Origin of the sequence: Streptomyces sp. NPDC005962, assembly GCF_040629205.1 — a bacterium.
Lineage (GTDB): Bacteria > Actinomycetota > Actinomycetes > Streptomycetales > Streptomycetaceae > Streptomyces.
In genome coordinates this window covers 301,681-324,126 of sequence record NZ_JBEXVE010000002.1, presented here as the reverse complement: position 1 = coordinate 324,126, position 22,446 = coordinate 301,681, and the positions used below count along the sequence as shown (strand labels likewise).

At 72.1% G+C, this 22,446-nt stretch carries 10 protein-coding genes and 2 pseudogenes; 4 read left to right on the top strand and 8 right to left on the bottom strand.

The features are described from left to right. Positions 1-77: 77 nt before the first annotated feature. From ABZ370_RS05095 to ABZ370_RS05075, 5 genes and pseudogenes are all read right to left on the bottom strand, one after another. Complete coding sequence (locus ABZ370_RS05095; protein WP_358616607.1) at positions 78-644, bottom strand: cupin domain-containing protein; 567 nt, start codon at positions 642-644, stop codon at positions 78-80. Between the two features lies 1 nt (position 645). Further along, on the bottom strand, positions 646-2,625 hold the full coding sequence (locus ABZ370_RS05090; protein ID WP_358616605.1) for a class I adenylate-forming enzyme family protein: 1,980 nt from the start codon (positions 2,623-2,625) through the stop codon (positions 646-648). After that, complete coding sequence (locus ABZ370_RS05085; protein ID WP_358616603.1) at positions 2,622-14,327, bottom strand: amino acid adenylation domain-containing protein; 11,706 nt, start codon at positions 14,325-14,327, stop codon at positions 2,622-2,624. The genes ABZ370_RS05090 and ABZ370_RS05085 overlap by 4 nt, the downstream gene beginning before the upstream one ends. Before the next feature lie 564 nt (positions 14,328-14,891). Continuing rightward, positions 14,892-16,038 (bottom strand): annotated as a pseudogene (locus tag ABZ370_RS05080) (DUF475 domain-containing protein). Between the two features lie 36 nt (positions 16,039-16,074). Further along, positions 16,075-16,335 (bottom strand): annotated as a pseudogene (locus tag ABZ370_RS05075) (TerD family protein); the annotation flags it as partial. A gap of 440 nt (positions 16,336-16,775) precedes the next feature. Between ABZ370_RS05075 and ABZ370_RS05070 the strand changes: the two are divergent. From ABZ370_RS05070 to ABZ370_RS05060, 3 genes are all read left to right on the top strand, one after another. Then, positions 16,776-17,507 (top strand): helix-turn-helix transcriptional regulator, encoded by a 732-nt coding sequence (locus tag ABZ370_RS05070; RefSeq protein ID WP_358616600.1) that lies wholly within the window; start codon positions 16,776-16,778, stop codon positions 17,505-17,507. 21 nt (positions 17,508-17,528) lie between these two features. Beyond that, a complete protein-coding gene (locus ABZ370_RS05065) occupies positions 17,529-17,993 on the top strand; it encodes a hypothetical protein (protein ID WP_358616597.1) in 465 nt (154 codons plus the stop codon). 170 nt (positions 17,994-18,163) lie between these two features. Then, positions 18,164-18,340 (top strand): hypothetical protein, encoded by a 177-nt coding sequence (locus tag ABZ370_RS05060; RefSeq protein ID WP_358616594.1) that lies wholly within the window; start codon positions 18,164-18,166, stop codon positions 18,338-18,340. 65 nt (positions 18,341-18,405) lie between these two features. On the opposite strand, the gene ABZ370_RS05055 is transcribed toward ABZ370_RS05060, so the two are convergent. The 3 genes from ABZ370_RS05055 to ABZ370_RS05045 all read right to left on the bottom strand — a co-directional run bounded on the left by ABZ370_RS05055 (position 18,406) and on the right by ABZ370_RS05045 (position 21,529). Then, positions 18,406-19,473, bottom strand: a complete 1,068-nt coding sequence (locus tag ABZ370_RS05055) for a tyrosine-type recombinase/integrase (protein ID WP_358616591.1) — start codon at positions 19,471-19,473, stop codon at positions 18,406-18,408. Between the two features lie 230 nt (positions 19,474-19,703). Next, complete coding sequence (locus tag ABZ370_RS05050; RefSeq protein WP_358616588.1) at positions 19,704-20,555, bottom strand: LLM class flavin-dependent oxidoreductase; 852 nt, start codon at positions 20,553-20,555, stop codon at positions 19,704-19,706. Positions 20,556-20,596: 41 nt separating this feature from the next. Then, entirely contained in the window at positions 20,597-21,529 is a 933-nt protein-coding gene (locus ABZ370_RS05045; protein WP_358616586.1) for a chlorophyllase, read from the bottom strand. A 131-nt stretch (positions 21,530-21,660) separates the two neighbouring features. Between ABZ370_RS05045 and ABZ370_RS05040 the strand changes: the two genes are divergently transcribed. Further along, the gene (locus tag ABZ370_RS05040; RefSeq protein WP_358616583.1) at positions 21,661-22,272 is read left to right on the top strand and encodes a helix-turn-helix domain-containing protein; all 612 of its coding nucleotides are present in this window, start codon (positions 21,661-21,663) and stop codon (positions 22,270-22,272) included. Positions 22,273-22,446 lie beyond the last annotated feature (174 nt).

The following is a 22,446-nucleotide window of genomic DNA, read 5'->3' as shown; positions in this document are numbered from 1 at the left end:
CCCGCCTGCACCTTTGATCAGGCAGGAGGTGTCGCCGAGCGCGCGGCGACACCTCCCGGCGGGTCCGGCGCTGGACCCTAGCCGTGATCGGGCGTCATGCCCGCGCACGTCCGGCAGGGACAGTGCGGACAGCCCACGGAGTGCAGGAAGCGCGGCGGACCGGCCGTACAGAGACAGATCATGCAGGTCAGCTCGCCGTCGTCGGCGACCACTTCCTCGTACGCCACCGGGGTCATCCGGTCGTCCGCGCCGATCCGCTTGTGCGGCGCGCCGACGGCGAGGATCAGGTGGTCGGTGATCGCGCCGACGGCGTGCGGGATACCACCTTCGATCAGCAGGGTCTGCCCGGCCTGGGTCTCATGGATACGGCCGTCGTAGGTGATGGTGCCGACCCCGGCCACGATGGTCAGGATGTGGTGGCCGGGGTGGGTGTGCGGGACGAACCCGGCGCCCGCGGGCAGCCGGATCAGGTCGGCGCCGATGGCACCGTTGGTCACCAGTTCGCGCCCGCTGGCCGACGTCGTGCCGTGCACCGCGACCGGCAGCGGGGCGTGCTCCACATGCAGTCCGGTGTGTTCGGGGCGTATCGTCTTCTCCGCCCAGGTGGCGATGTTCAGCGGGGCTTTGGTGTCCTGTTCCTGCATGTCACTCCCTCGGTTGTGAATCCCATACGACGCCGCCCAGGTCGTGGCGGCCGGATCGCAGCACGGAGAAGCCCACCGTGGCCGGGTGGCCGGTGCGCGGCTGCCGCGCCCATGTCCAGCGGTCGGCACGGGCGGTCCCGTGGTCGTCCGCAAGGCAGCGCCACAGGTAGTCGAGCGCCCATGGCGTGCCGTCGGGGGTGGTGGCGGGGGCGTGGGGAAGCAGCCGCGACCGGCCGTCGCCGGACTCCCACCACGCCCCGAACCGGGGCATATCAGACTCATCGGGTGTTTCGCCCTCAATGGCGCCAATCTCCGCGGCGAGTTCGGCGTGTTCCGTCAGGGGCCACTGGGACCGCAGATATGCGCGCCACCTCGCCTTCTCTCCCTCCGGCAGGGGCTCCCACATCCCCTGCGCGCGCATGTGTTCGCGCAGGAAGTCGAAGGCGGCGAAGACGGGCTCCTCGCCGGTGGGGACCGGCTCGTACACGGCATATGGCGCGATCGCGCGCAGCGCGCGGTGCAGGTCGCGGTGCACGTCGCCCGAGGGCAGGTCCGGCGAGGGCGCCGGGCCGGTGCCGAGCAGGGTCCGGGCGGTGACGGCGGCGTAGCGCAGCAGCCGTTCGTAGCGGACGGCGGAGATCCGGCGTACGGCCAGGGTGCGGCCCATCGCGGTGCGCCGCGGTTTGCCGGTGGCGGTGGCGAGGAAGCCGCCCCACCGGACGGCGGCGGGGCGTACGGCGGCCCGCTCGCACACGGTGCGCACCGCGTCGAGGGTGTCGGCGGGAGGGCCCTCGGTGACGAGACCGACCTCATGGCCGAGGGCGGCCTCGGCGACGGGCACGGCGGCGAACCGGCCGCGCAGGCCCGTCTCGTGCCAGCTGCGCTCCACGTCCAGCGGGTAGTGCTTCTCGCCGCCGCGGTCGATGCGCTCCTTGGCGCGGCCGCGCAGGACGAGCAGTCCGTCGCGCAGCTCTCCGAGGTCGCCGGTGCGCAGCCAGCCGTCGGGGGTAAGGGCCTGGGCGGTGGCGGCCGGGTCGTGCCAGTAGCCGTCCATCATGTCCGGTGTTCTGATCCACACCTCGCCCGATTCGAGCCGCACCTCCGTGTCGGGCAGCGGGAGTCCGACCGGCGGGAAGCGGTCGAGGTACTGCGCCGTGAAGTCCTCGCCGGTCGGCTCGGGCATGGTGAAGCTGAAGTTGACCGCTTCGGTGAGCCCGTACCCCTGGCGGAGCCTGGGGCCGTAGCGCTGGTGGAAACGGCGGGCGAGGTCGCCGGTGAGCGGGGCGGCCGCGGTGATCAGGTAGTCCAGTCCGTCCGGCCAGGCCGGTGCGGCCTCCACCAGCTCCGTGAGCAGGGCGGGGACGATGGAGGCGGTGCGGGCGCCGCCCGCCGCCAGGTCGCGCAGATAGCGCTCGGGGTCGAAGGCGGTGTGCAGGACCAGCGGGGTGCGTGTGGTGTGGGCGCCGATGAGCGACATCACGAGCGCGTTGCAGTGGTACAGCGGCAGGCAGGTGCCGTGCGGGCGGTCGGGGGCCAAGCGGTGCAGCTCGGCCGTCTTGGCGGCGTTGCCGAGGACGGCGCGGCGGCTGAGCATCACGCCCTTGGGGGTGCCGGTGGAGCCGGAGGTGAACATGATGAACGCCAGCTCCGCCGCCCCGGGATCGGGCTCGGTGGGAGCCCCGGGGAGGATGCGCAGCCCGATCGGGTGGGTGCGGTCGGCGGGGGTGTCGATGACGGCCGAGGCGTCCACGCGCCGCACGGTGGCCGCCAGTTCCGCGTCGGAGGTGCGCGGGTGTTGCGGTACGGCGACGAGCCGCAGGTCGAAGCAGGTGAGCAGGGCCCCGGCCAGCGGCTCGCCGTGCGGAAGCCGGATGACGACGCGGGCGCCCGCCGGAAGGGCGTCCAGGCCGAGCAGCTCCGACCGGAAACGCCGCGCCAGTTCCGCCGTGTCCAGCGGGGCTCGGTGCGCCACGGATGTCATGTGTTCTCCGTCCCTCGGGCGGTGCGGTCGTGGCGGCGCAGTTCCCCGGCGAGGAGGTGGCCGAAGGCGCCGATGTGCTGGTGCTGCATGATCCGCTCGTGGTCGCTGTCGACTTCGTGGAGCGTGAGCACGCCGGTGACCAGCGGGCGCCACGCCTTCTCCAGCGCCGCGCGGTTTCCGGCCCCGGCCACGTGGACGGCGTCGCCGTCCAGGACGGGCGGGCGGTAGGCGCGCAGAAGCCGGGCGTTGTTCTTCGCCACCGCGACGATGCGGCCGATGTCGTCCTCGGTGAGGGTCGCGAGCGCGCTGCCCTCGGTGCGGAGCAGGGCGGTGACGGTGGCGAAGTCCGGTGCGCCGGGCGGGAATCGGCGCTCGTCGTGGCCTGCGGCGGTCACCAGGATGCGGTGGACGCGCTCCTCGTCGATGGGTGCGCCGGGTGCTTCTCCACCGTCGTCTCCGTCTCCGGTGGGTGGCAGGGCGTCGACGACGCACACCAGTCCCGGTGCGACGCCCAGCTCCCGCAGCCGTACGGCCATGGCGTGGGCCACGAGTCCGCCGAAGGACCAGCCGACCAGGTGATACGGGCCGTGCGGGCGTACCGACCGCAGCTCGTCCACGTACTGCTCGGCCATCTCCTCGATGCTGGAGGGCAGTTCGCCGATACCACCGGGGCCCTCGCCCCGCAGGGCGTAGAGCGGATGGGCGCCGTCGACGTGGTGCAGCAGCCCGGCGTACAGCCAGCCGATGCCGCTCAGTGGGTGCACACAGAACACCGGCGCCGCCTCGCCGGTGGCGCGGTACGCGATGAGGTGGCCCCGGGTGGCGGGGATGCCGTCGTCGAGACGCGCGGCGAGCGTGGCCGGGGTGGCCGCCTCGAACAGGTCGCGGATGGAGGGCCGCAGACCGAGGACGTCCCGGATGCGGGTGACGAGCCGGGTGGCGCTCAGCGAGTGGCCGCCCAGGGCGAAGAAGCTGTCCGTGGCGCCGACCCGGTCCACGCCGAGCACCTCGGCGAACAACCGGCACAGCGTCTCCTCCCGGAGCGTGCCCGGCGCCCGGCTGCCGGTGCCGCTCCCCCAGTCCGGCTCCGGCAGCGCGCGCCGGTCCACCTTGCCGTTGCGGGTCAGCGGGAGGCGGTCGAGCGTATGGAGACGGGCCGGGAGCATGTAGCCGGGCAGCCGGGCAGCCAGGTGTGTGCGCACGGATTCGAGATCGGTATCCGGGCCGGGCACCAGGTAGCCGACCAGCCGCCGGTCGTCCGGGCCCATGTCCCACACCGCCACCGCGGCGGCCCCGACCTCGGGGTGTCCGGCCAACGCCGCCTCGATCTCACCGAGTTCGACGCGATGGCCGCGCAGTTTGATCTGGTCGTCGTCGCGGCCGTGGAAGCGCAGTGTGCCGTCGGCCCGCCACGAGGCCAGGTCGCCGGTGCGGTACATGAGGGTGCCGGGCGGGCCGAAGGGGTCGGCGACGAAGCGTTGCGCGGTGAGCGACGGGCGGTGCAGATAGCCGTGGGCGACGCCCGCGCCCGCCAGATACAGGTCGCCGAGGGCGCCGGGCGGCACGGGCCGCATCCGGGGGCCCAGGACGTAAGCGCGGGTGTTGGCGACGGGTCGGCCCAGCGGTACGCCGGGCTCCTGGGGGCCGGTGACGGGGTGGCAGGCCGACCAGACGGTGGTTTCGGTGGGGCCGTAATAGGCGAACAGCTCGCAGCCGAGGCCGGTGAGGGTCTCGGCGAGCGGACCGGGCACGGCCTCGCCGCCGATCACCGCGCGCATGCCGCGCAGCACGCCCGGCCGCCGGTCGGCCAGGGTCTGCCAGCGCGAGGGAGTGGCCTGCATGACCGTGACGCGGTGCCGGGCCAGGAGGGCGAGCAGGGCGTCCGGGTCGCGGAGCGTCGCGGCGTCGGCGACGACCGTGGCGGCCCCGGTGACAGGGCCGAGGAACAGCTCGGGCACCGACATGTCGAAGTTGGCGGGGGCGGCGGCCAGAAGGCGGTCGCCTTCCTGGACACCGAGGTTGTGGCGCATGGTCGTCAGCAGGTTGACGAGCGCCCGCCGCGGGACGACGACGGCCTTGGGGTGGCCGGTGGAGCCGGAGGTGTGGATCGCGTACGCGGCGTCGTCGGGCAGCAGGGCCGGGGCGGGTGAGGTGGCAAGTGTCCACGGATCGCCACCGGTGTCCGGGGCGCGCAGGACGAGGGCGGGGCGGGCGTCGGCGAGCAGAGTGGCGATCCGGTCCGGCGGCAGGTCGGGGTCGTACGGCAGATAGGCGGCGCCGGTGGACATCACAGCCAGGCATGCCGTGATCAGGCCGGTGTCACGCGGCAGGCCGACGGCGACCAGCCGTCCGGGGCCCGCGCCACGGTCCCGCAACGTCCGGGCCAGGTCCGCAACCCGTTCGGCGAGCTGCCGGAAGTCCAGCGTCTCCGTGGCCCCGATCAGGGCGGGCGCGTGCGGGGTGCGGCGGGCCTGGGCCGTGAACAGCTCGACCACGCCCGGCCCGGTGACCTCGTGCACGGTGTCGTTCCAGGTGGTGACGGTCCGCCGCTCCTCGTCCGCCGTGAGCAGGGGCAGGTCCGCGACGACCCGGCCGGGGTCGGCCACGGCGGCGCGGAGCAGCCGGGCCAGCCGCTCGTTCAGCGCGTCCGCCGTCCCCCGGGTGAACAGGTCGGCGTTGTACTCCAGCACCCCGGACACGCCCGCGGGCGCGCCGGTCGCGTCGTACTCCTGCCGCAGGCTCCACAGCAGGTCCAGGCGGGCCCGGTCGCCGTGCACCTGCACCTGCCGCGCGGTGATCCCCGGCAGGTCGATGTCGGCGTTCCCGGTGTCCTGGAAGGCCAGCATCACCTGGAAGACGGGGTGGTGCGCGGTGGAGCGCGGCGGGTTGAGCAGCTTCACCAGCTGCTCGAACGGCAGCTCCTGGTGGTCGAAGGCGTCCAGATCGGCCGCGCGCACCCGGCGCAGCAACTCGGCGAAGGAGGGGGTTCCCGACAGGTCGGTGCGCAGGGCCAGTGTGTTGACGAAGCAGCCGATGGTGTCGTGCAGTGCCGCGTCGTGGCGGCCGCCGACGGCCGTGCCGATCGGGATGTCCTCGCCCGCGCCGAGCCCGGACAGCAGGGCGCCGAGCGCGGCGTGCAGCACCATGAACACGCTCGCCTCGTGTTCGCGGGCGAGGGCGGTGAGCCCCCGGTGCAGTTCGGCGTCCAGGGCCAACTCGACGGTGCCGCCACGGTGCGAGGTGGTCGGCGGGCGCGGGTGGTCGGCGGGCAGGGACAGCACCTGCGGGATGCCGCTCAGGGCGCGCGTCCAGTACGCGGCGTCGGCGTCGGTGGACAGCTCCCGCTGCCAGAGGGCGAAGTCCGCGTACTGCGCGGGCAGCGGCTCCCACCGGGGAGCGGTGCCGGAGGCCCTGGCCCGGTAGGCGGCGGACAGGTCGCGGGTGAGCGGGGTCAGCGACCAGCCGTCGGCCGCGATGTGGTGCGGCAGCAGCATCAGGACGTGGCGGTCGGGGCCCAGCACGTACAGCGTCGCCCGCAGGGGCAGTTCCGTGGCCAGGTCGAAGGGGCGGGCGGCGTCGGCGGCGAGCCGTTCGACGAGTCGCGCTTCGTCGGCGCCATAGCCCTCCGCCTCGTCCAGCACCACGGTCTCGATGGGCGGTTCGGCGGGGGTGGTGGGGCGCTGCCAGGGCTCGCCGTCGTGGACCTCCACCACGGTGCGCAGGATCTCGTGGCGCGTCAGGACGTCCATGAGCGCGGCGCGCAGCGCCCCGGTGTCCAGCGGGCCGTCGAGCGTGAAGGCGAAGGGCATGTGGTACGTCGGCCCGGCCTCCTCGAAGTGGTGGAGGAACCACAGACGGCGCTGGGCGAACGAAAGCGGGACACGGGCGGGCCGCAGTCCGGGGCGCAGCGGCGGGCGCTGCGCCGGACGTCCGGCCTGCGCCCGGCGGGGCTCGCGCTGTGCGGTGACGCGCGGGGCGAGCGCGGCCACGGTGGGCGCGTCGAAGAGTGTGCGGATGGCGAGGTCGATGCCGAGGCCCGCACGGATCTTGTTGATGAGCTGGGTGGCGAGCAGCGAGTGGCCGCCGAGGTCGAAGAAGTCGTCTTCCACGCCGACTTCGGGTACGCCGAGTGTTTCGGCGAAGGCGCGGCACAGGAACCGCTCCAGCTCGGTGGCGGGCGTCCGTCCCACGGCCCCGGTCCGCGTGGGTGCGGGCAGGGCGCGCCGGTCGAGCTTGCCGTTGCGGGTCAGCGGCAGCCGGGCGATCGGCACCACGAAGCTGGGCACCATGTATCCGGGCAGGTGGTCGGCGGTGTGCTGGCGCAGCGCGGCGGGGTCAAGGTGGGTGTCCACGGTGGCGGGCACGGTGTACGCCACGAGCCGTACGCCGCCCGCGCCGCCATCGGCCTCGGCGGACTGGGCGATGACCGCGGCCTGGACGACGTCGGGGTGGCGCTCCAGGACGGCCTCGATCTCGCCCGGTTCGATGCGGAAACCGCGCACCTTCACCTGCTGGTCGGTGCGGCCCAGGTACTCCAGCGTGCCGTCCTGCCACCGCCGCGCCAGGTCGCCCGAGCGGTACATCCGGGCGCCGGGCGGGCCGGAGGGGTCGGCCACGAAACGGGTCGCGGTCAGGGCCGACCGTCCCAGGTAGCCGCGGGTCACACCCGGGCCGGACAAGTAGATCTCGCCGGGACAGCCGGGCGGCACGGGCCGCAGCGCATGGTCGAGCAGGTGCAGCCGCAGATCGGCGAGTGGTTCGCCGATGGCGCTGCGGGTGTCGGCCGGGTCGGTCAGTTCGGCGTAGGTGGAGTGCACGGTGGTCTCGGTGATGCCGTACATGTTCACCAGCCGGGGACGGCCGTGGATGGCGGGGCCGTCGGGATACCAGTGGCGAATCCGGCGCGGGTCCAGCGCCTCCCCGGCGAAGACCACGACGCGCAGCGCGTGCCGGGGCGGGCCGTCGGCCTCCCGCGCCATGTCGGCTTCCGCCTGGGCGAGTTGGTAGAAGGCGGACGGCGTCTGACACAGCGCGGTGACCCGCTCGCGCACCAGCAGCTGCCACATCTCGCGTGGCGACCGGCTGACCGTGTGCGGTACGACGACGAGCCGCCCGCCACGGCCGAGCGCCGCCCACAGCTCCCATACGGACACGTCGAAAGCGTACGAGTGGAACAGGGCGTGCACATCGTCCGGGCCGAAGCCGAACCGCTCATCGGTGGTGTTCAGCAGCCGTACGACGTTGTCGTGCGTGACCACGACGCCTTTGGGGGTGCCGGTCGAACCGGAGGTGTGGATGACGTAGGCGGTGGTGTGCGGGTCGGTGCACCGGCCGAGGTCACCGGCCGGCCCGGTGGCCAGGGCGGCGGCCGTCTCCGGGTCGTCCTCCCGGTCGTCCAGCAGCAACCGGTCCTGGCCGGGCGGCAGCATGGCCGCGGTGTCGGCCGTCGCCACGGCCAGCGGCGGATTCGCCTCGTCGAGCACATGGCGCACACGCTCGGGCGGGGTGGCCGGGTCCAGCGGCACATAGCCCGCACCGGACTTGAGCACGGCGAGGATGGCGGTCACCAGGTCGGCGCCGCGTGGCAGGGCGAGGGCGACGAGGCGGCCCGGGCCCGCGCCGCGCGCCACGAGCGCCCGCGCGAGACGGTTGGCCCGTTCGTTCAACTCCCCGTATCCGAGGGTACGTTCGCCATCGGTCAGCGCGGGGGCGTCGGGTCGCATCGCGGCCTGTGCCTCGAACAGCGTGGGCAGGGTGACACGGCCCGGTGTCCGCTCGGTGTCGGCCGGGAGCCGAGGTGTCCGCTCGTCCGGCAGCAGCAGGCCGATGTCGGCGAGCCGGGCGCCGGGCGCGGCGGCGATACGGTGGAGCAGCGCGCCGAGCCGGTCGAGCAGGCGCCGGGCGGCGTCCGCGTCGAGGACCCCGGTGTGGTGGTCGAGCCGCAGGCCCAGCCGCGTTCCGTCGCCGGGGAGGACGATGAGCGACAGGGGGTAGTGCGTACCGTCCATCACCCGCAGCCCGGTGATCTCGATGCCGGGCGCGACGTCCCGCAGCACATCGGCGTCGAGGGGGTAGTTCTCGAACACGACGAGGGTGTCGAAGAGTTCGCCGTGTCCGGCCAGGCGCTGCAGCCGGGTGAGGTCGGCGTACTGGTGCTCGACGACGGCGAGCTGCTGGTCGCGCAGCGCGCGCAGCGTCTCCTCGACGGTGCGGGAGGGATCGAGGCGGACCCGCACCGGGATGGTGTTGATGAGCAGACCGACGATGTTCTCCACACCGGGCAGCTCGGGCGGGCGGCCGGAGACCGTGGCGCCGAAGACGACGTCGTCACGGCCGGTGTGGGCGCCCAGCAGCATGGCCCAGCCGAGCCGTACGAGCGTGTTGACGGTCAGCCCGTGCGTACGGGCCGCTTGCCGCAGCGCGTCCGTCACTCCGGCGTCCAGCTCGGCGTCGGCCTGGCCGTGGTGGTCGGAGCTGTCCCGGTCGCGCTCGCCACCGACCAGGGTGGGGCCGTCCAGCCCGGACAGGACACCGCGCCACGCGGTCTCGTCGGCCTCGGCATCGCGCGTGGCGAGCCAGTCCAGATAGGCGCGGTAGGGCGTGGCGGCCGGGGGCGTTCCGCCCACGTAGAGGGCGAACAGCTCCCGGACCGCGATCGGCCAGGACCAGCCGTCCAGCAGGATGTGATGGGCCGTCAGTACGAAGACATGCCGGTGACCTGCGGCGCGCAGGAGAGTGGCGCGCAGCGCGGGCGGCTGGGCGAGGTCGAACCGCACCCGCCGGTCCCGGTCGAGGAAGGCGTCCTCCTCCTCGGGGGAGGCCACCCGCTCCTCCCGCCACGGAACGTCGATGTGGTCCGGCACCACCTGCACGGGCCTGCCGAGGGCGTCCGGCCGGAACCCGGCGGCCAGGTTCGGGCGCCTGCGCAGTAGGGCGCGCAGTGCCTCGCGCAGCGCGGTGGCGTCGAGTTCGCCGGTCAGCTCGAAGACGAACTGGACGAGATACGGGTCGGCGCCGCCGTCTTCGCCATGGTCGTACTGGGAGTGGAACAGCAGCCCTTGGGCGAGGGGCGCCAGCGGCAACGCCTCACCCTCATCCTCTGCTGCGGGCGCCACCGGTCGTTCGTCCGCACCGGCGGCCAGTGCCGCGAGGTGGTCGAACCAGCGCCCGGCCAGGTCGGCCAGGTGCGCCTCGTCCAGGAGGCGACCGGCCCAGGACCACATGGCGGTGAGCCGCGGGCCTTCGGGGTGGTCGACGATGACGGAGTCGAGTTCGACGGCGTGCGCCAACGGCAGCTCCGGCGACGCGCCGGACGCGAGGACGCTCCCGTCCGGGCTCCAGTCCCGCTCGCCGTCCGCCTCGAAGCGGCCGAGGTAGTTGAAGGCGATCCGGGGCGCGGCCGGTGCGGCCAGCCGGGTGGCGGTGTCCGGGTTGAGGTGGCGCAGCAGGCCGTAGCCGAGGCCATGGGCCGGTATGTCGCGCAGTGTGGCGCGAACCCGGGCCACGGCCACGTCCCAGGGCGTGTCCCCGTCCCCCGCGTCGAGCAGCACCGGGTGGATGACGGTGAACCAGCCGACCGTACGCGACAGTTCGAGACCGGCGGCGAACTCCTCCCGGCCGTGGCCCTCCAGGTCCAGCCCGACGGCCGTCTCCCCCGTCTCCTCCGCGCCTCGCCAGTCCGCGACGGCCCGGACGAACGCGGTCAGCAGCAGGTCGTTCAGCGAGGCGCCGAACGCGGCGGTGGCCCGCTCCGCCAGGGCCAAGGTCAGCGCTGCCGGAAGGGTGCGGGTGTGGTGGCGGCGCGTGGCCTCGGTGTCCCGCGCCGGGTCCGGCCGCTCCGGCCGCGACTCCGCCCGGAGGTGGCCCACCGCGTTGGCGACCTGCGTCCAGTACGGGAGTTCGGCCAGCACCGAGGCGTCCCGGGCGTGCGCCGCAAGCGCCCTGCTCCACCTCCCGAACCCCGTGCCGACCGGCGGCGGTGCCGGGGTCCGGCCGTCGGCCAGCGCGCGCCAGCCGTCGCGCAGGTCGTCGAGCAGGATGCGCCACGACACCCCGTCGACGGCCAGGTGGTGCACGGTGAGGACGAGCGTGCCGGGCCGGTCGGCTCCGGCGTCGAACCACTCCGCGTGTACGACGCGCCCCTCGGCGGGGTCCAGCCGCTCTCCGGCCCGCGCGGCGTGCTCCCGTACGGCGGTCTCCAGCGCCTGCCGGTCCAGACCGGCCGCGTCGTGCCGGACCAGCGCGATCCGGCCGCCGGGGTCGGTCCGCAGCTCCCAGGAGGAGTCCCGTGCGGAGAGGCGGAGGCGCAGCATGTCGTGGCGGTCGAGCAGCCCGTCGAGGAGGGTGCGCAGCCTCGGCAGGTCCAGTGCGGCGGGGGTGCGCAGCGCCATGGACTGCGCGAATCCGGTGATGGGCCCGCCGCGTTCGCGCAGCCAGTGCATCACGGGTGTCGGCTCCACCGCCGGGTCGGTGTCGGTGTCCACGTCGGTATCGGTGTCGCTCGGGGCGGTGGCGCTCGGGCCCGTGGGCGACGGGGAGCGGTCGGCCACGGTCGCGGCCAGGGCCGTGACTGTGGGGTGGCGGAAGACATCCTGCGAAGTGAGCGGGAGCCCTGCCCGCCGGGCCCGGCTGACCAGGTGGATCGCCAGGATGCTGTCGCCGCCCAGGGTGAAGAAGCCGGTGTCCGGCGGGATGTGCCGCTCGCCCAGGATGTCGCGGAACAGCGTGGTGAGCGTCTCCTCGGCGGGCGTGCGGGGCGGCCGGTCCGTGGCGGTGTTATCCGCGCCATCCCCGCCGTCGCGTCGCGCGGTGGGCGGTGCGGGCAGTGCGGCGCGGTCGAGCTTGCCGTTGCGGGTGAGGGGGAGCCGTTCGACGGGGACGATCGCCGACGGCACCATGAACGCCGGAAGGTGCTCGGCGGCGTGGCGCGTCAACGTGTCATCGCCGACCGCTTCCGGCCGCGCCATGACGACGTACGACACGAGCCTGCGCTCACCCGGCCGGTCCTCACGGAGCACCGTGGCGGCCCGGGTCACGGCGGGGTGGCGGCACAACGCGGCGTCGACCTCGCCGGGTTCGACCCGGTAGCCGCGCAGTTTGAGCTGGCTGTCGGCGCGGCCCGCGAAGTCGAGGGTCCGCTCCGGGGTCCAGCGGGCGAGGTCTCCGGTGCGGTACATCCGGGCGCCGGGCGGGCCGAACGGGCAGGCCACGAAGCGCTCCGCCGTCCGGCGCGGCGCGCCGAGGTAGCCGCGGGCGAGCCCGGTGCCGGAGAGGTAGACCTCGCCGGTGACACCGGGCGGGACGGGCCGCAGCGCGTCGTCGAGGAGGTGCACCCCGGTGCCGTCGAGCGCGGTGCCGATGGGCACGGACGCGGTGTGCGCGGGGAGGTGGTCCACCGGGTGGCGGGTGGCGAAGACGGTGGTCTCGGTGGGTCCGTAACCGTTGACTACGGCGGGGGCCCGGGGCGAGGAGCGGACGCGCCGTACGGCCTCGGGCGCGACGACGTCGCCGCCGGTCCACACCTGGCGGACACCGGCGAGGCAGTCGGGGTCCTCCTCGGCGACCGCCGCGAACAGGCCCGCCGTCAGCCACAGCCCGGTGACGCGGTGCGCGGCGATGACCTCGCGCAGGGCGCCGAGGTCCGTACGGCCCGGCGGGGCGATGACGATCTCTCCGCCGGTGAGCAGCGGCACCCACAGTTCCAGGGTGAGCGCGTCGAAGGCGTGCGGGGAGTGCAGCAGCACCCGTTCGGCGGCGCCTTCGCTCCACCAGCGGTCGGTGGCGAGCCGTACGAGATTGCCGTGGGTGATGGCGACGCCCTTCGGGGTGCCGGTCGAACCCGAGGTGTACATCACGCACGCGAGGTGTTCCGGGTGGACGGCCGGAGAGCCACCGCGGCGGGAGGCAGACGGTTCGTCGCTGAGGTCGCCGAGGACGAACGTACGGTGTCCCCGGTCGCGGAACCACGCGGCGATGTCGTCTTCCCGGGTCGTGGCGTCGGTGATCAGGAACCGCGCTCCGGCTCCCTCCGCGATCGCGGTCAGGCGGCTGGTGCCGTCCGCGCGGTGCAGCGGCAGATACGCGGCCCCCGCCTTGGCCACGCCCAGTACGGCGACGACGAGTTCGGGCGAGCGCTCGGCGAGGAGGACCACCGGCGTCTCGGCGGTGACGCCCGCCGCGGTCAGCTCGGCCGCGAGGGCGGTGGCGCGGGTGTCGAGCTGCCGGTAGGTGAGCCGTTCGCCGGTGGCGGCCGAGCGCACGGCGAACGCCTCGGGCGTGACGGCGACGTGGGCCTCGAACCGTGCGAGCGCGGTGCGCGCCGGGCCGGTGTCCCGCTGCGGCCGCCCGCTGCCCGCCGTACGGATGTGGTCGCGTTCGGCGGCCGAGGTGACGGCGTAACGCGCCACGGGAGTCCGGCCGGGGCGGTCGGCGGCCTGGCGCAGCACGCGCAGGAAGCGGTCGCTGGCGTCGCGCAGCAGTTCCGGGGAGTGGTTGGCCGGGTTGGCGTCGGCGTCGATGGTGAGGGGTCCGTCGCCACGGTCGTACGCCACCAGGGACAGGTCTTCCGAGGGCGGCGCCTGGACGTTGTGCACGGTGGCGGTGGCGGGTCCGAAGCGCAGACCATAGGCGAAGCGCTGGATGTTGAGCACGGGCCCGAAGAAGCGCCGCCCGTCCTGGGGGTATCCCAGGTCGCGGCGCAGCTGTTCGCCCCGGTAGCGCTGGTGGTGCTGGACGTGGGCGATCGCCTCGTCGGCCCGGGCGGCCAGGTCGGTGAAGGGGGCGGCGGGGTCGACGTACAGCCGCAGCGGCAGCACGTTGGCCGACATGCCGGGCACCTGCCTGCTCTGCTCGCTGACCCGTCCGGTGACCGGCAGGCTGAGGACGACGTCCCGGCTGCCGGTCATGGCGTGGACGAAGACGGCGGTCGCCGCGATGACGAGCCGTGACCAGCGCTGACCCATGTCCCGGGCAGCCGACCGCAGTTGGGCGAACTCCACTGCGGACAGAGTGCTGGTCAGCCGCAGCGAGGCGGCGGGCACCGGGGCCGGGCGGGCGGCCAGGCTCAGGAATTCCGGATGCCCTTCCATCTGGCCGAGCCACCAGCCCCGGTCGGCATCCCACTGGGGTGAGGCGCGGTAGGCGCGGTCCTCGTCGAGGACGGCCCGCAGCGGGCTCCAGCCGTTTTCGGGGATCGGGCCGCCGTCGAGCAGGCTGCCGTAGAGGTCGGCGACGCGGCGCGAGAAGAGCGTCATGCCGAAGCCGTCGAGGGCGATGTGGTGCACCCGGGTGAACAGCAGATGCCGGTCGTCGCCGATCCGCAGGACGGCGCCGTCGAACAGCTCGCCCTCGGCCAGGTCGACGGGCCGGGACAGCTCCTTGCGCATCCAGTCGAGGGCGCTCGCGTACGGGTCGGGCTCGTGCCGCAGGTCGCGTACCGGAAAGGAGACGGAGCGCGGGCGCGTCACGTGCTGGACCGGCCGTCCGTCCGGCGCCTCGGTGAAGCGGACGTGGAGGGCCTCGGTCTCGCGCACGGCCTGCCGGACGGCCGCCACCAGGAGACCGGTGTCGAGGGCGCCGGTGATGTCGGTGTACTCGCCCCAGAGATACGGCGAGGAGAGGTCGGGCCGGGACCGCTCGGCCAGCCACACGCCTGACTGCGCCTCGGAGAGGGGGAGTTCGGTGCCGGTTTCGTCCAGGGCCATGAGGTTCCCGCCCGGTCGCCGTGCGACGACCTCAACGTAGAAGTGGCTTCACAGGGCGATTTGCATCTGTCGTCGGGCTGTTCGGGCACGGGCCGCTGGGCGGTGGTCCGATCCTGTCCGGTCGCCGGAAGACTAACAGGCGGGTAAAGCCATCGCAAAGGGATGGCAATGGAGAGGATCATCACTTCGTGCCACCGAACCGCGCCGGAACGCCTCGGAACGCGGCAGGTCACGGCAGGTCACAGCAGTTCACAGCCCTAGAGCGGCAACTCGGCCACGAAAAGGGCCGATTCGCGCCCCGCTCCGACGAGCACACTGGACCCTTGGCCGCTACTCCCTCCCCTGACTGCCCACGCGCCGATCCCTGAACCCCCGATCGCACCGCCCGTTCGCGAGCAACCGTCCCACCCGCAAACGCGACACGGGATGCGGCCCGTCCTCGCGAGCGCCCGCCTCCGCACGAAACCGCCCGCCGAAAGCCACATCGGGGTGGCCTTCGGCGGGCGGTCGGGCATGCGGGGTGCCGCCTGGCGGCGGCGCCGCGGCCCGCACTGGCGGCCCGGCTCAGAGGCCGGAGGAGACCTCAGCCTTCGTTGGCCCCCGTGCCCTTTCCCTCGGCCGCCGCCAGCCTGCGGTTGTGCTGGACCGAGGAGAAGAAGGACCAGGCGATCAGGACGACGCCGACGAGGCCCGTGATGACCTCGTGGATCTCGTACTGGATGGTGACGAGCAGGATCACGGCGAGGGCGCCGATCGCGTAGTGCGCGCCGTGCTCCAGGTAGACGTAGTCGTCCAGGGTGCCCTGGCGGACCAGGTAGACCGTGAGCGAGCGGACGTACATCGCGCCGATGCCGAGGCCGAGCGACATCAGGACGATGTCGTTGGTGATCGCGAAGGCGGCGATGACGCCGTCGAAGGAGAAGGACGCGTCGAGGACCTCCAAGTAGAGGAACATGAAGAACGCGGCCTTGCCGGCCATCGCGACCGCCGGGACCTTCTTGCCGCTCCTCTTGGCCTCTTCCTCGACCTCGTGCTCGCGCTCCTCCTCTTCCTCGAGCTTGTTCTCGAAGTAGCCGGAGAGGCCGCCGACGATCAGGTAGGTGATCACGCCCGCGACGCCGGCGATCAGGACGGTCTCCGCCTTGTCCACATGGATGCCACCGTGCTGGTGGGCGTTGGTGGCGAAGGTCGTCGCGGAGACGAGCAGCACGATGAGCGCGATGCAGACGGAGAGCATGTCGACCTTGCCGAGCTTGGCGAGCGGACGCTCCAGCCAGCCGAGCCACTTGATCTCCCGGTCCTCGAAGATGAAGTCGAGGAAGATCATCAACAGGAACATGCCACCGAAGGCGGCGATCGACGGGTGGGCGTCGGTCACCAGCTGCTGGTACTTGTCCTTGTCGTCGATCGCGAGCTGTACCGCTTCGATCGGACCGATCTTGGCGCTGACGGCGACGATCACGACCGGGAAGACCAGGCGCATGCCGAAGACCGCGACCAGGACGCCGATGGTGAGGAAGATCTTCTGCCAGAAGGCATTCATCTTCTTCAGAATCCCGGCGTTGACCACGGCGTTGTCGAAGGACACCGATATCTCGAGGATGGACAGGATCGCCACGATCCCGAAGCCGGTCCACCCCCCGTAGAACACCGCCGCGACCAGGCCGAGCGCGGTGACCGCGAACGACCAGCCGAACGTTTTCAGAAGCACTGGCTACCCAATCGTTTTGTACGGGGCTCTCCCGCGTCATACCCGACTTTGCGAAACGTTGACCCAGAGTCTAGAGCGGTACCCCTCGCAGCCCTGGCGCAACCCCGGGTCAACGGCGCGGAACTTCCCCTCGCCGCCGTGCCGGTAGACCTCGCCGAAGGTCATCGCCGTCTCCGTGGACGCGTCTTCGCCGAGGTCATAGCGGGCGAACTCCTGTCCATCGGCCTGGTTCACCACGCGGATGAACGCGTTGCTGACCTGGCCGAAAGCCTGCCCGCGGTTGTCGGCTTCGTGGAGATCGCCTCCGACAAGGGCGAGGTCGGCCGTGAGGCCAGGGACCTGGCAGAGATGAACCGCTTGTTCACCGCCTGAGCGCCCTCGGCGTCGGCCTGGGCGAGCAGGGCAATGAACACCTTCTCCCACGTGCCGTCGGCGGCCCACTTCCGCAGCCGGTTGTGGACGCCAGCAGCAGGTACGTATGCCCCCTGAGCATCGGCGTGGCGACTCGTGCGGTTGACGGTCTGGCTATATCTCATCCTTGACGCCGAGTGCCTCGGTTTCGCTGCGCGCGGCTGACCGACGTAGAGGCCGACGACGTCTCCGCTGACGCCGTTGCCCCTGTTGCACTTCCTAGCGTGCATCTCGCCCCGGAAGGGTGCTCTTTCGTGTGTGGCACCACCCGATCCCGTTCGCCGGGCGTACCGTGACTGAAAGACCGTCTGGTGGGGGTGCGCACCATGAGTGACAAGACCATTGGCGACCGCCTTGGCGAACTCCGCCGGTACCGTGATGTCACTCAAGAGGGGCTGGCAGAGCGGTCCGGAGTGCACGTCGACACCATCCGAAAGCTGGAGCAGAACATCCGGCAATCGGCGCGCCTGTCCACGCTCCGGGCCTTGGCGAGGGCACTCGACACTGAGCTGGACCGACTCCTGGGGCAGCCCACCGTGACCACGGAACTCTCCGACGACGGCGGCCTGATCGCCCTTCGCGACGCCATCCAGGACATCAGCGCGCTGCCCGGTGTCCCCGCTGACGGCCTCGACGAGGATCCGCCCTCCGCGGAGGCGTGGATGGACCAGGTCCGCGCCGCCACGACGCTCTACTGGAAGGGTGGTTACAGCAGGCTCGCCGGCTCGTTGCCGCTCGTCCTTCGCGATGGGCGCGCGGTCGTCCGGGAGACGACCGGTTCGCTCCTGGAACAGGTCTGGAAGCAACTCGCGCTCGCCTATCAGCTCGCGGCCAGCCTATCCGTACAGGCCGGGCACCCCGACTGGGCCTTCGAGGCGGTGGCCAAGCAACTGGAGGCGGCGCAGCGGGCGTCCGATCCACCGATGGAGGGCATGGGTATCTCCACGCTGTCGTGGGTGCTGTTGCGGCAGGGCCGGTGGGAGGAGGCGCAGTCGGTCGCCGAGCGGAAGGCGGACGCCCTGGAACCGTCGATGCGGGACGGTACGAGTGCGCAGTAGGCGGTGTACGGGAATCTGCTCGTGGCAGCGGCCACGCCCGCCGCGCGGCGGGATCGTAAGGATGACGCCGATCAGTTCCTCAACTTCGCCGAGGCTGCGGCTGTACGGTCCGGCTCGGTGCGCGTGTACGGGACGGCGTTCTCCCCGGTCGACGTGAAGACGCAGATCGTCAACATTGCTATGGCGGGGACTGAGCCGAATCCGGTGAGGGCGCTGGAGGCGTCGGGGGATGTGCGTCGCGAGTTGATCAAGCGGCCGGTCCATCTGGCGGCTCACCGGCTGGACGTGGCCCAGGCGCAGTACCAGACCGGCGACAATGAGGGAGCGTTGGAGACGCTGCTGGAGGTGGAAGCCGCTCAGCCCGAGTGGATCCGGTATCAGGCCCTCGCGCGGGCCACCGTGCTGGAGATGCGCGAGGAGGAGAAGCGGCGCAACACCCGGCTCCGCGGACTGGCTGCCCGACTCGGAGTCGAGCCCGCGCTCTGACTGGGACGTGACGTCCTGGCCGGTCCACATTGTCCCGGTATCTGGTGCACTACGTCACTGGGCTGTGATCGCTCACACACCTAGCGTGAGCTGCACGATGGCGTCGCCGACCTCATGCCCGCAAGGGCACTGGCCGGTGCCGCTCCGCGCAGACCGCAGGAGAGATCGACGTGACGACCAGAGCCTTGTCGTGGACCCCACCGAACAATGCCGACGTGGAGGTGTTACCGGTGGGCCGCTGGTGGGATGCCGTGCGTGCGACTGCCGACGTCGGAAACCGTGCCTTGGAGGTGCTCGGCGAGGTGTCCGGTGCCGTCATCCAGGACGACGGGTACGGCACCTTGTAGGGGTGTGACCGAGATACGCGCCAAAGGGGCAACGGGATGATCTTGAAGCCCTGATGCGCTCGGATCTATGTGCGGCGACGTGCAGCGGGGTCGCGTTCGGCGACGTGCCGGGCGACCGAGTCGACGCCGGGCCGTGCGTATCGCTCCAGGGAGCGGACGGAGGCGTGGCGGGAGCGGGCCAGCAGCATCGGGGTGGAGGTGCCGTCTTCCGCGTCGTGCGTGAGGGCGCTGTGCCGTAGCCGGTGGAGGGTCCAGCCGTCCAGGTCCTCGATGTCGTCGGGTGAGGCGAGGGGGTTGGCCAGCAGCCGGGTGTTCTCCTCGAAGATCTCCTCAGCGCGGCGGTAGGAGAGCCGAGCCCGGCCGGTCTCCGGACACACGTCGAGCGTCGGTGTTCCGGCCGGCGCCTTGCGGTCGGTGAGGAACAGCGGGCCGCGGGTGCGGCGGGCGATGAGGCGGGGCAGGAGCTGGGCGGTGCCGGACTGCCAGTGAATCCACTCGGTCGCCCCGCCCTTGGCGGTGATCCTGCCCCGCTTGTCCTGCGGGTACAGGTCTTCCACGTTGAGGCACAGCACCTCGTCGGCCCGTGCGGCGGACTCGTAGAGCATCTTCCACTGCGTCTTCTCCCGTAGCGCGACGTCGAGGCGCCACAGGGCAGCGATCTGGTTCTCCGCGAGAGCCTTGGTGCGGTCCGGCGGCGCCGGCCGCCGCTCGATGCCGATCGTCGGATCGCACTCGTTCCAACCCTGGCGCTGCCACCAGCCGATCGCCTTGCGCGCGATGGACAACTCCCGGTTGACGGTGTCGGCGTCCATCTCATCCGCCCGCGCCGCCGCCAGCTCGGCCAGCACCTCGGGCAGCGCCGGGTCATCGATCGCGGCGACGTCGAAGACGGGCGGCTTCGCGCCCCGGCGGGCGGGTCCGGTCGGCGCCGGTTCACCGGTGAGCATCCACCCCCAGGTCGTCAGCGAGATCCGGTAGATACGCGCGGAGGACTTCGCGATGCCCGCGCCGGTGAGGTAGCGCTCGACCGCCGCGGTGTACGACGCGGGAGGGGCGGACATGGGCACGATGCGGGCGCGCGGCAACCGCAACGCGCCCCCGCTCCCGAGTTCGGTCACCGGTTCGATCGTCATGCCCTCTCCGCCCTCCCGGCACTGCCGCAGTAAATGCGTACACCTCACCCCGGCGGCCGGAATGCCCCGCCGCAGGTCGCGATGATCACGGTAGGGGCTCCGTCGCAGTAAATCCGGCATTTACTGCGGCAACACCCTGACGGGGTGGGTGGGTCCTAGCCATCGGTGGTTCCTCGGTTTCAGGGGCAGCGGTGGCGCCGCCCTCGCGTTGTGGACCGTGATTCGGTGTTTCAGTTTGTGTCGGAGAGGGGGTCGATGATGGTGTCGGCGACCCGGCGTGCGACCTCGGCCGGGTAGGGCGCGTCGAGTCCGAGGACGATGTGGCTGAACCCGCCGTCGAGTGCCGCGCGGACGATGTGGCGGGTGTCCTGGGGCCGGTCGTAGGAGGCGGGCAGGATGATGGATCGGGTGATCTCGGCCGGGTTGCGGCCGATCTCGACGCACAGCCGGTCCAGCGTGGCGCTGCGGGCGATTGCCTGCTCGATGCTGCCCCCGGGCATGTTCCAGCGGTCGGCGTGCTCGGCCACCACGCGCAGCGTCGGGGTGGCCTGGCCGCCGATCAGGATCGTCGGGTGGGGTCGCTGGACGGGTTTGGGACTGCAGAACGCGCCGGTCAGCTGGTGGTAGTCGCCCTGGAAGTCGAACGGTGCGGTTTCGGTCCATAGTCTGCGGATGATCGTGCACGCCTCGGCGAGGCTTTTGACCGCGTGGGCGGCATTGTGGAAGGGAAGGCCGTGAGCGGCGTACTCACGCCGGGCCATTGGCACGTCGGGCCGCGAGCCCGCGCCGATGCCGAACTCGAGCCGGCCGCCGGAGATGACATCGACAGTGGCGGCGATCTTGGCCAGTATGGCCGGTGGGCGGAACCTGTTGCTGGTGACCATCACCCCGAGCCGCAACCGCTCGGTTTGGGCTGCGAGGGCGGACAGCAGTGTCCAGCCCTCGAAGGTGGGCCCGTTCGGGTCGCCGCCGAGCGGCATGAGGTGGTCGAACAGCCAGGCGTGCTCGATCTGCGCGATGCCGTCCGCCTCACGCCAGACCCGCAGGACGTCGCCATAGGCGACCTGCGCCGGGGCGGTCATGATTCCGAAACTGGGCCTGCGGGCCGGTGCGAGGGGGTTGGTCACTTCGAGTCGATCCTTCCCAGGGGGTCGACGGCCGCGGCCAGGGACCGGCGGGCGGTAGGCCACGCGTCGTTGTCGAGGCCCAGCGCGGTACGCAGATACGCCAGGGTGACGTGCTGGACGACCGCGACACGCTCGGGGCTTTCGTCGGTGTTCCGCGTGTCGTTGGAACCCAGGATGCCGCCGAGTCCGTGGTCCGCGCCGAACAGGGTCAGCAGATCGGTGGCGCCCGAGCTGAGGCGATAGCCGTCGGTGAACCAGTCCGGACCGCGCACCGTCAGCGGGGACTGGTCATGGTCGCCGGCGACCATGAGGCTCGGCGTCTTCAGCTCGGCGAAATCAGGGCTCATGAACGGGAAGTACTGGATGGCGAGCGGGCTCAGGTCGGCGCCGCCGGTACCAGGCAGACACAACAGTACCGCCGCCTTCACACGCGAGTCGCTCACGCTCTCACCGGGAGTGCCGTCGGCGTCGACGACCCGTGCGCCCGCGAGCATGCTGGCGGTCTGTGCGCCCCAGGAGTGTCCGGCGACCGCGATGCGGTCGTGGTCGATGCGGCCGGCCAGCCCGGGCACGCCGGCTTCGATGGTGCCGAGCTGGTCGAGGATCATGGTCAGGTCGTCGGCGCGGATACGCCAGATGAGCGGGGTGCGCGGGTCGTCGGGGGGCAGGCCCAGCGAGTCGAGATGGGTGGGCTGGATGACGACGAACCCGCGGGCGGCCCAGAAGCCGACCAGCGGTGCGTATTCGTCCATGGTCACGGTCATGCCGTGCGAGAGGACGACGACGGGCAGATTGTGGCCCGTCGTCGGCGCTGTGACCCGTACCTGCAGGTCCTGGCCGCGGTCCGGGGCGGCAAGTGTGATCGGCCTGACAGATGTGACCGGGGTGGTGGAGTCGTTGCCGCCGTCGGCGGACGTGGTGTCGCTCATGACGTGAATGTCTTTCTCGGAGGGGCCCAGTGGCCCGTGCTGTGCGGTGTCTGGCATGATTGAAATGCGGAGCCCCGCTCCGCATTACGATACGGAGCGTCGCTCCGCTTTGCAAGTGGGAGGTGCTCACGATGTCCACGCCCAACACGCCGCCACCCCCTGCCGCCCGCAAGCGGTCCGACGTCCGCCGAAACGAGCAGATACTGCTGGACGCCGCGGCGGCCGTGTTCGTCCGTGCGGGAGTCGACGCTCCCGTGCGGGAGATCGCCGCCGAATCGGGTCTCGGCATGGGCACCATCTACCGCCACTTCCCCACCCGGGCGGAATTGGTGGTCGCCGTCTTCAGACACCAGGTCGACGCGCTCTCCGCTGCCGCGTACGCGGCGCCCGCTGCGGATACGCCGTACGAGGTCCTGCGGCTCTGGGTTCACGAATTCGCCGATTTCCTGGTCACCAAGCACGGCCTCGCCGAGGCACTGCACTCGGACCAAGCCGGATTCGAGAGCCTGCACAACGAGTTCGTCGAACGGCTGCTGCCCGTGCTCGACCAGCTGCTGAAAGCGGCCGCCGCCGCCGGCTCCACACACGCGGACATCCGCGCCTACGACTTCATGCTCGCCATCGGCAACCTGTGCATCGGAGTCGAAACCTTCCCCGACTACCAGGCCCGCCGCATGATCGACCTGCTGCTCGCCGGCCTGGCACAGACCGCCCCGGCACCGACAGCCGGCGAACCGAAATAGCGCCAGCGCTCTCGCGGACCCGTGCCAGGACCCTCTAAAGCCAAGCAGGTCGCGGGCGGGGCCGTCAGCACCGGAGTGGGAGCTGTTCGACGGACCGTGCGCAGGGACGGGCCCGTAGGCACTGAAGACCGAACTGCTCGGGAGTCCCGGCGAAGTCCTTCGGCAAGTCGGGCA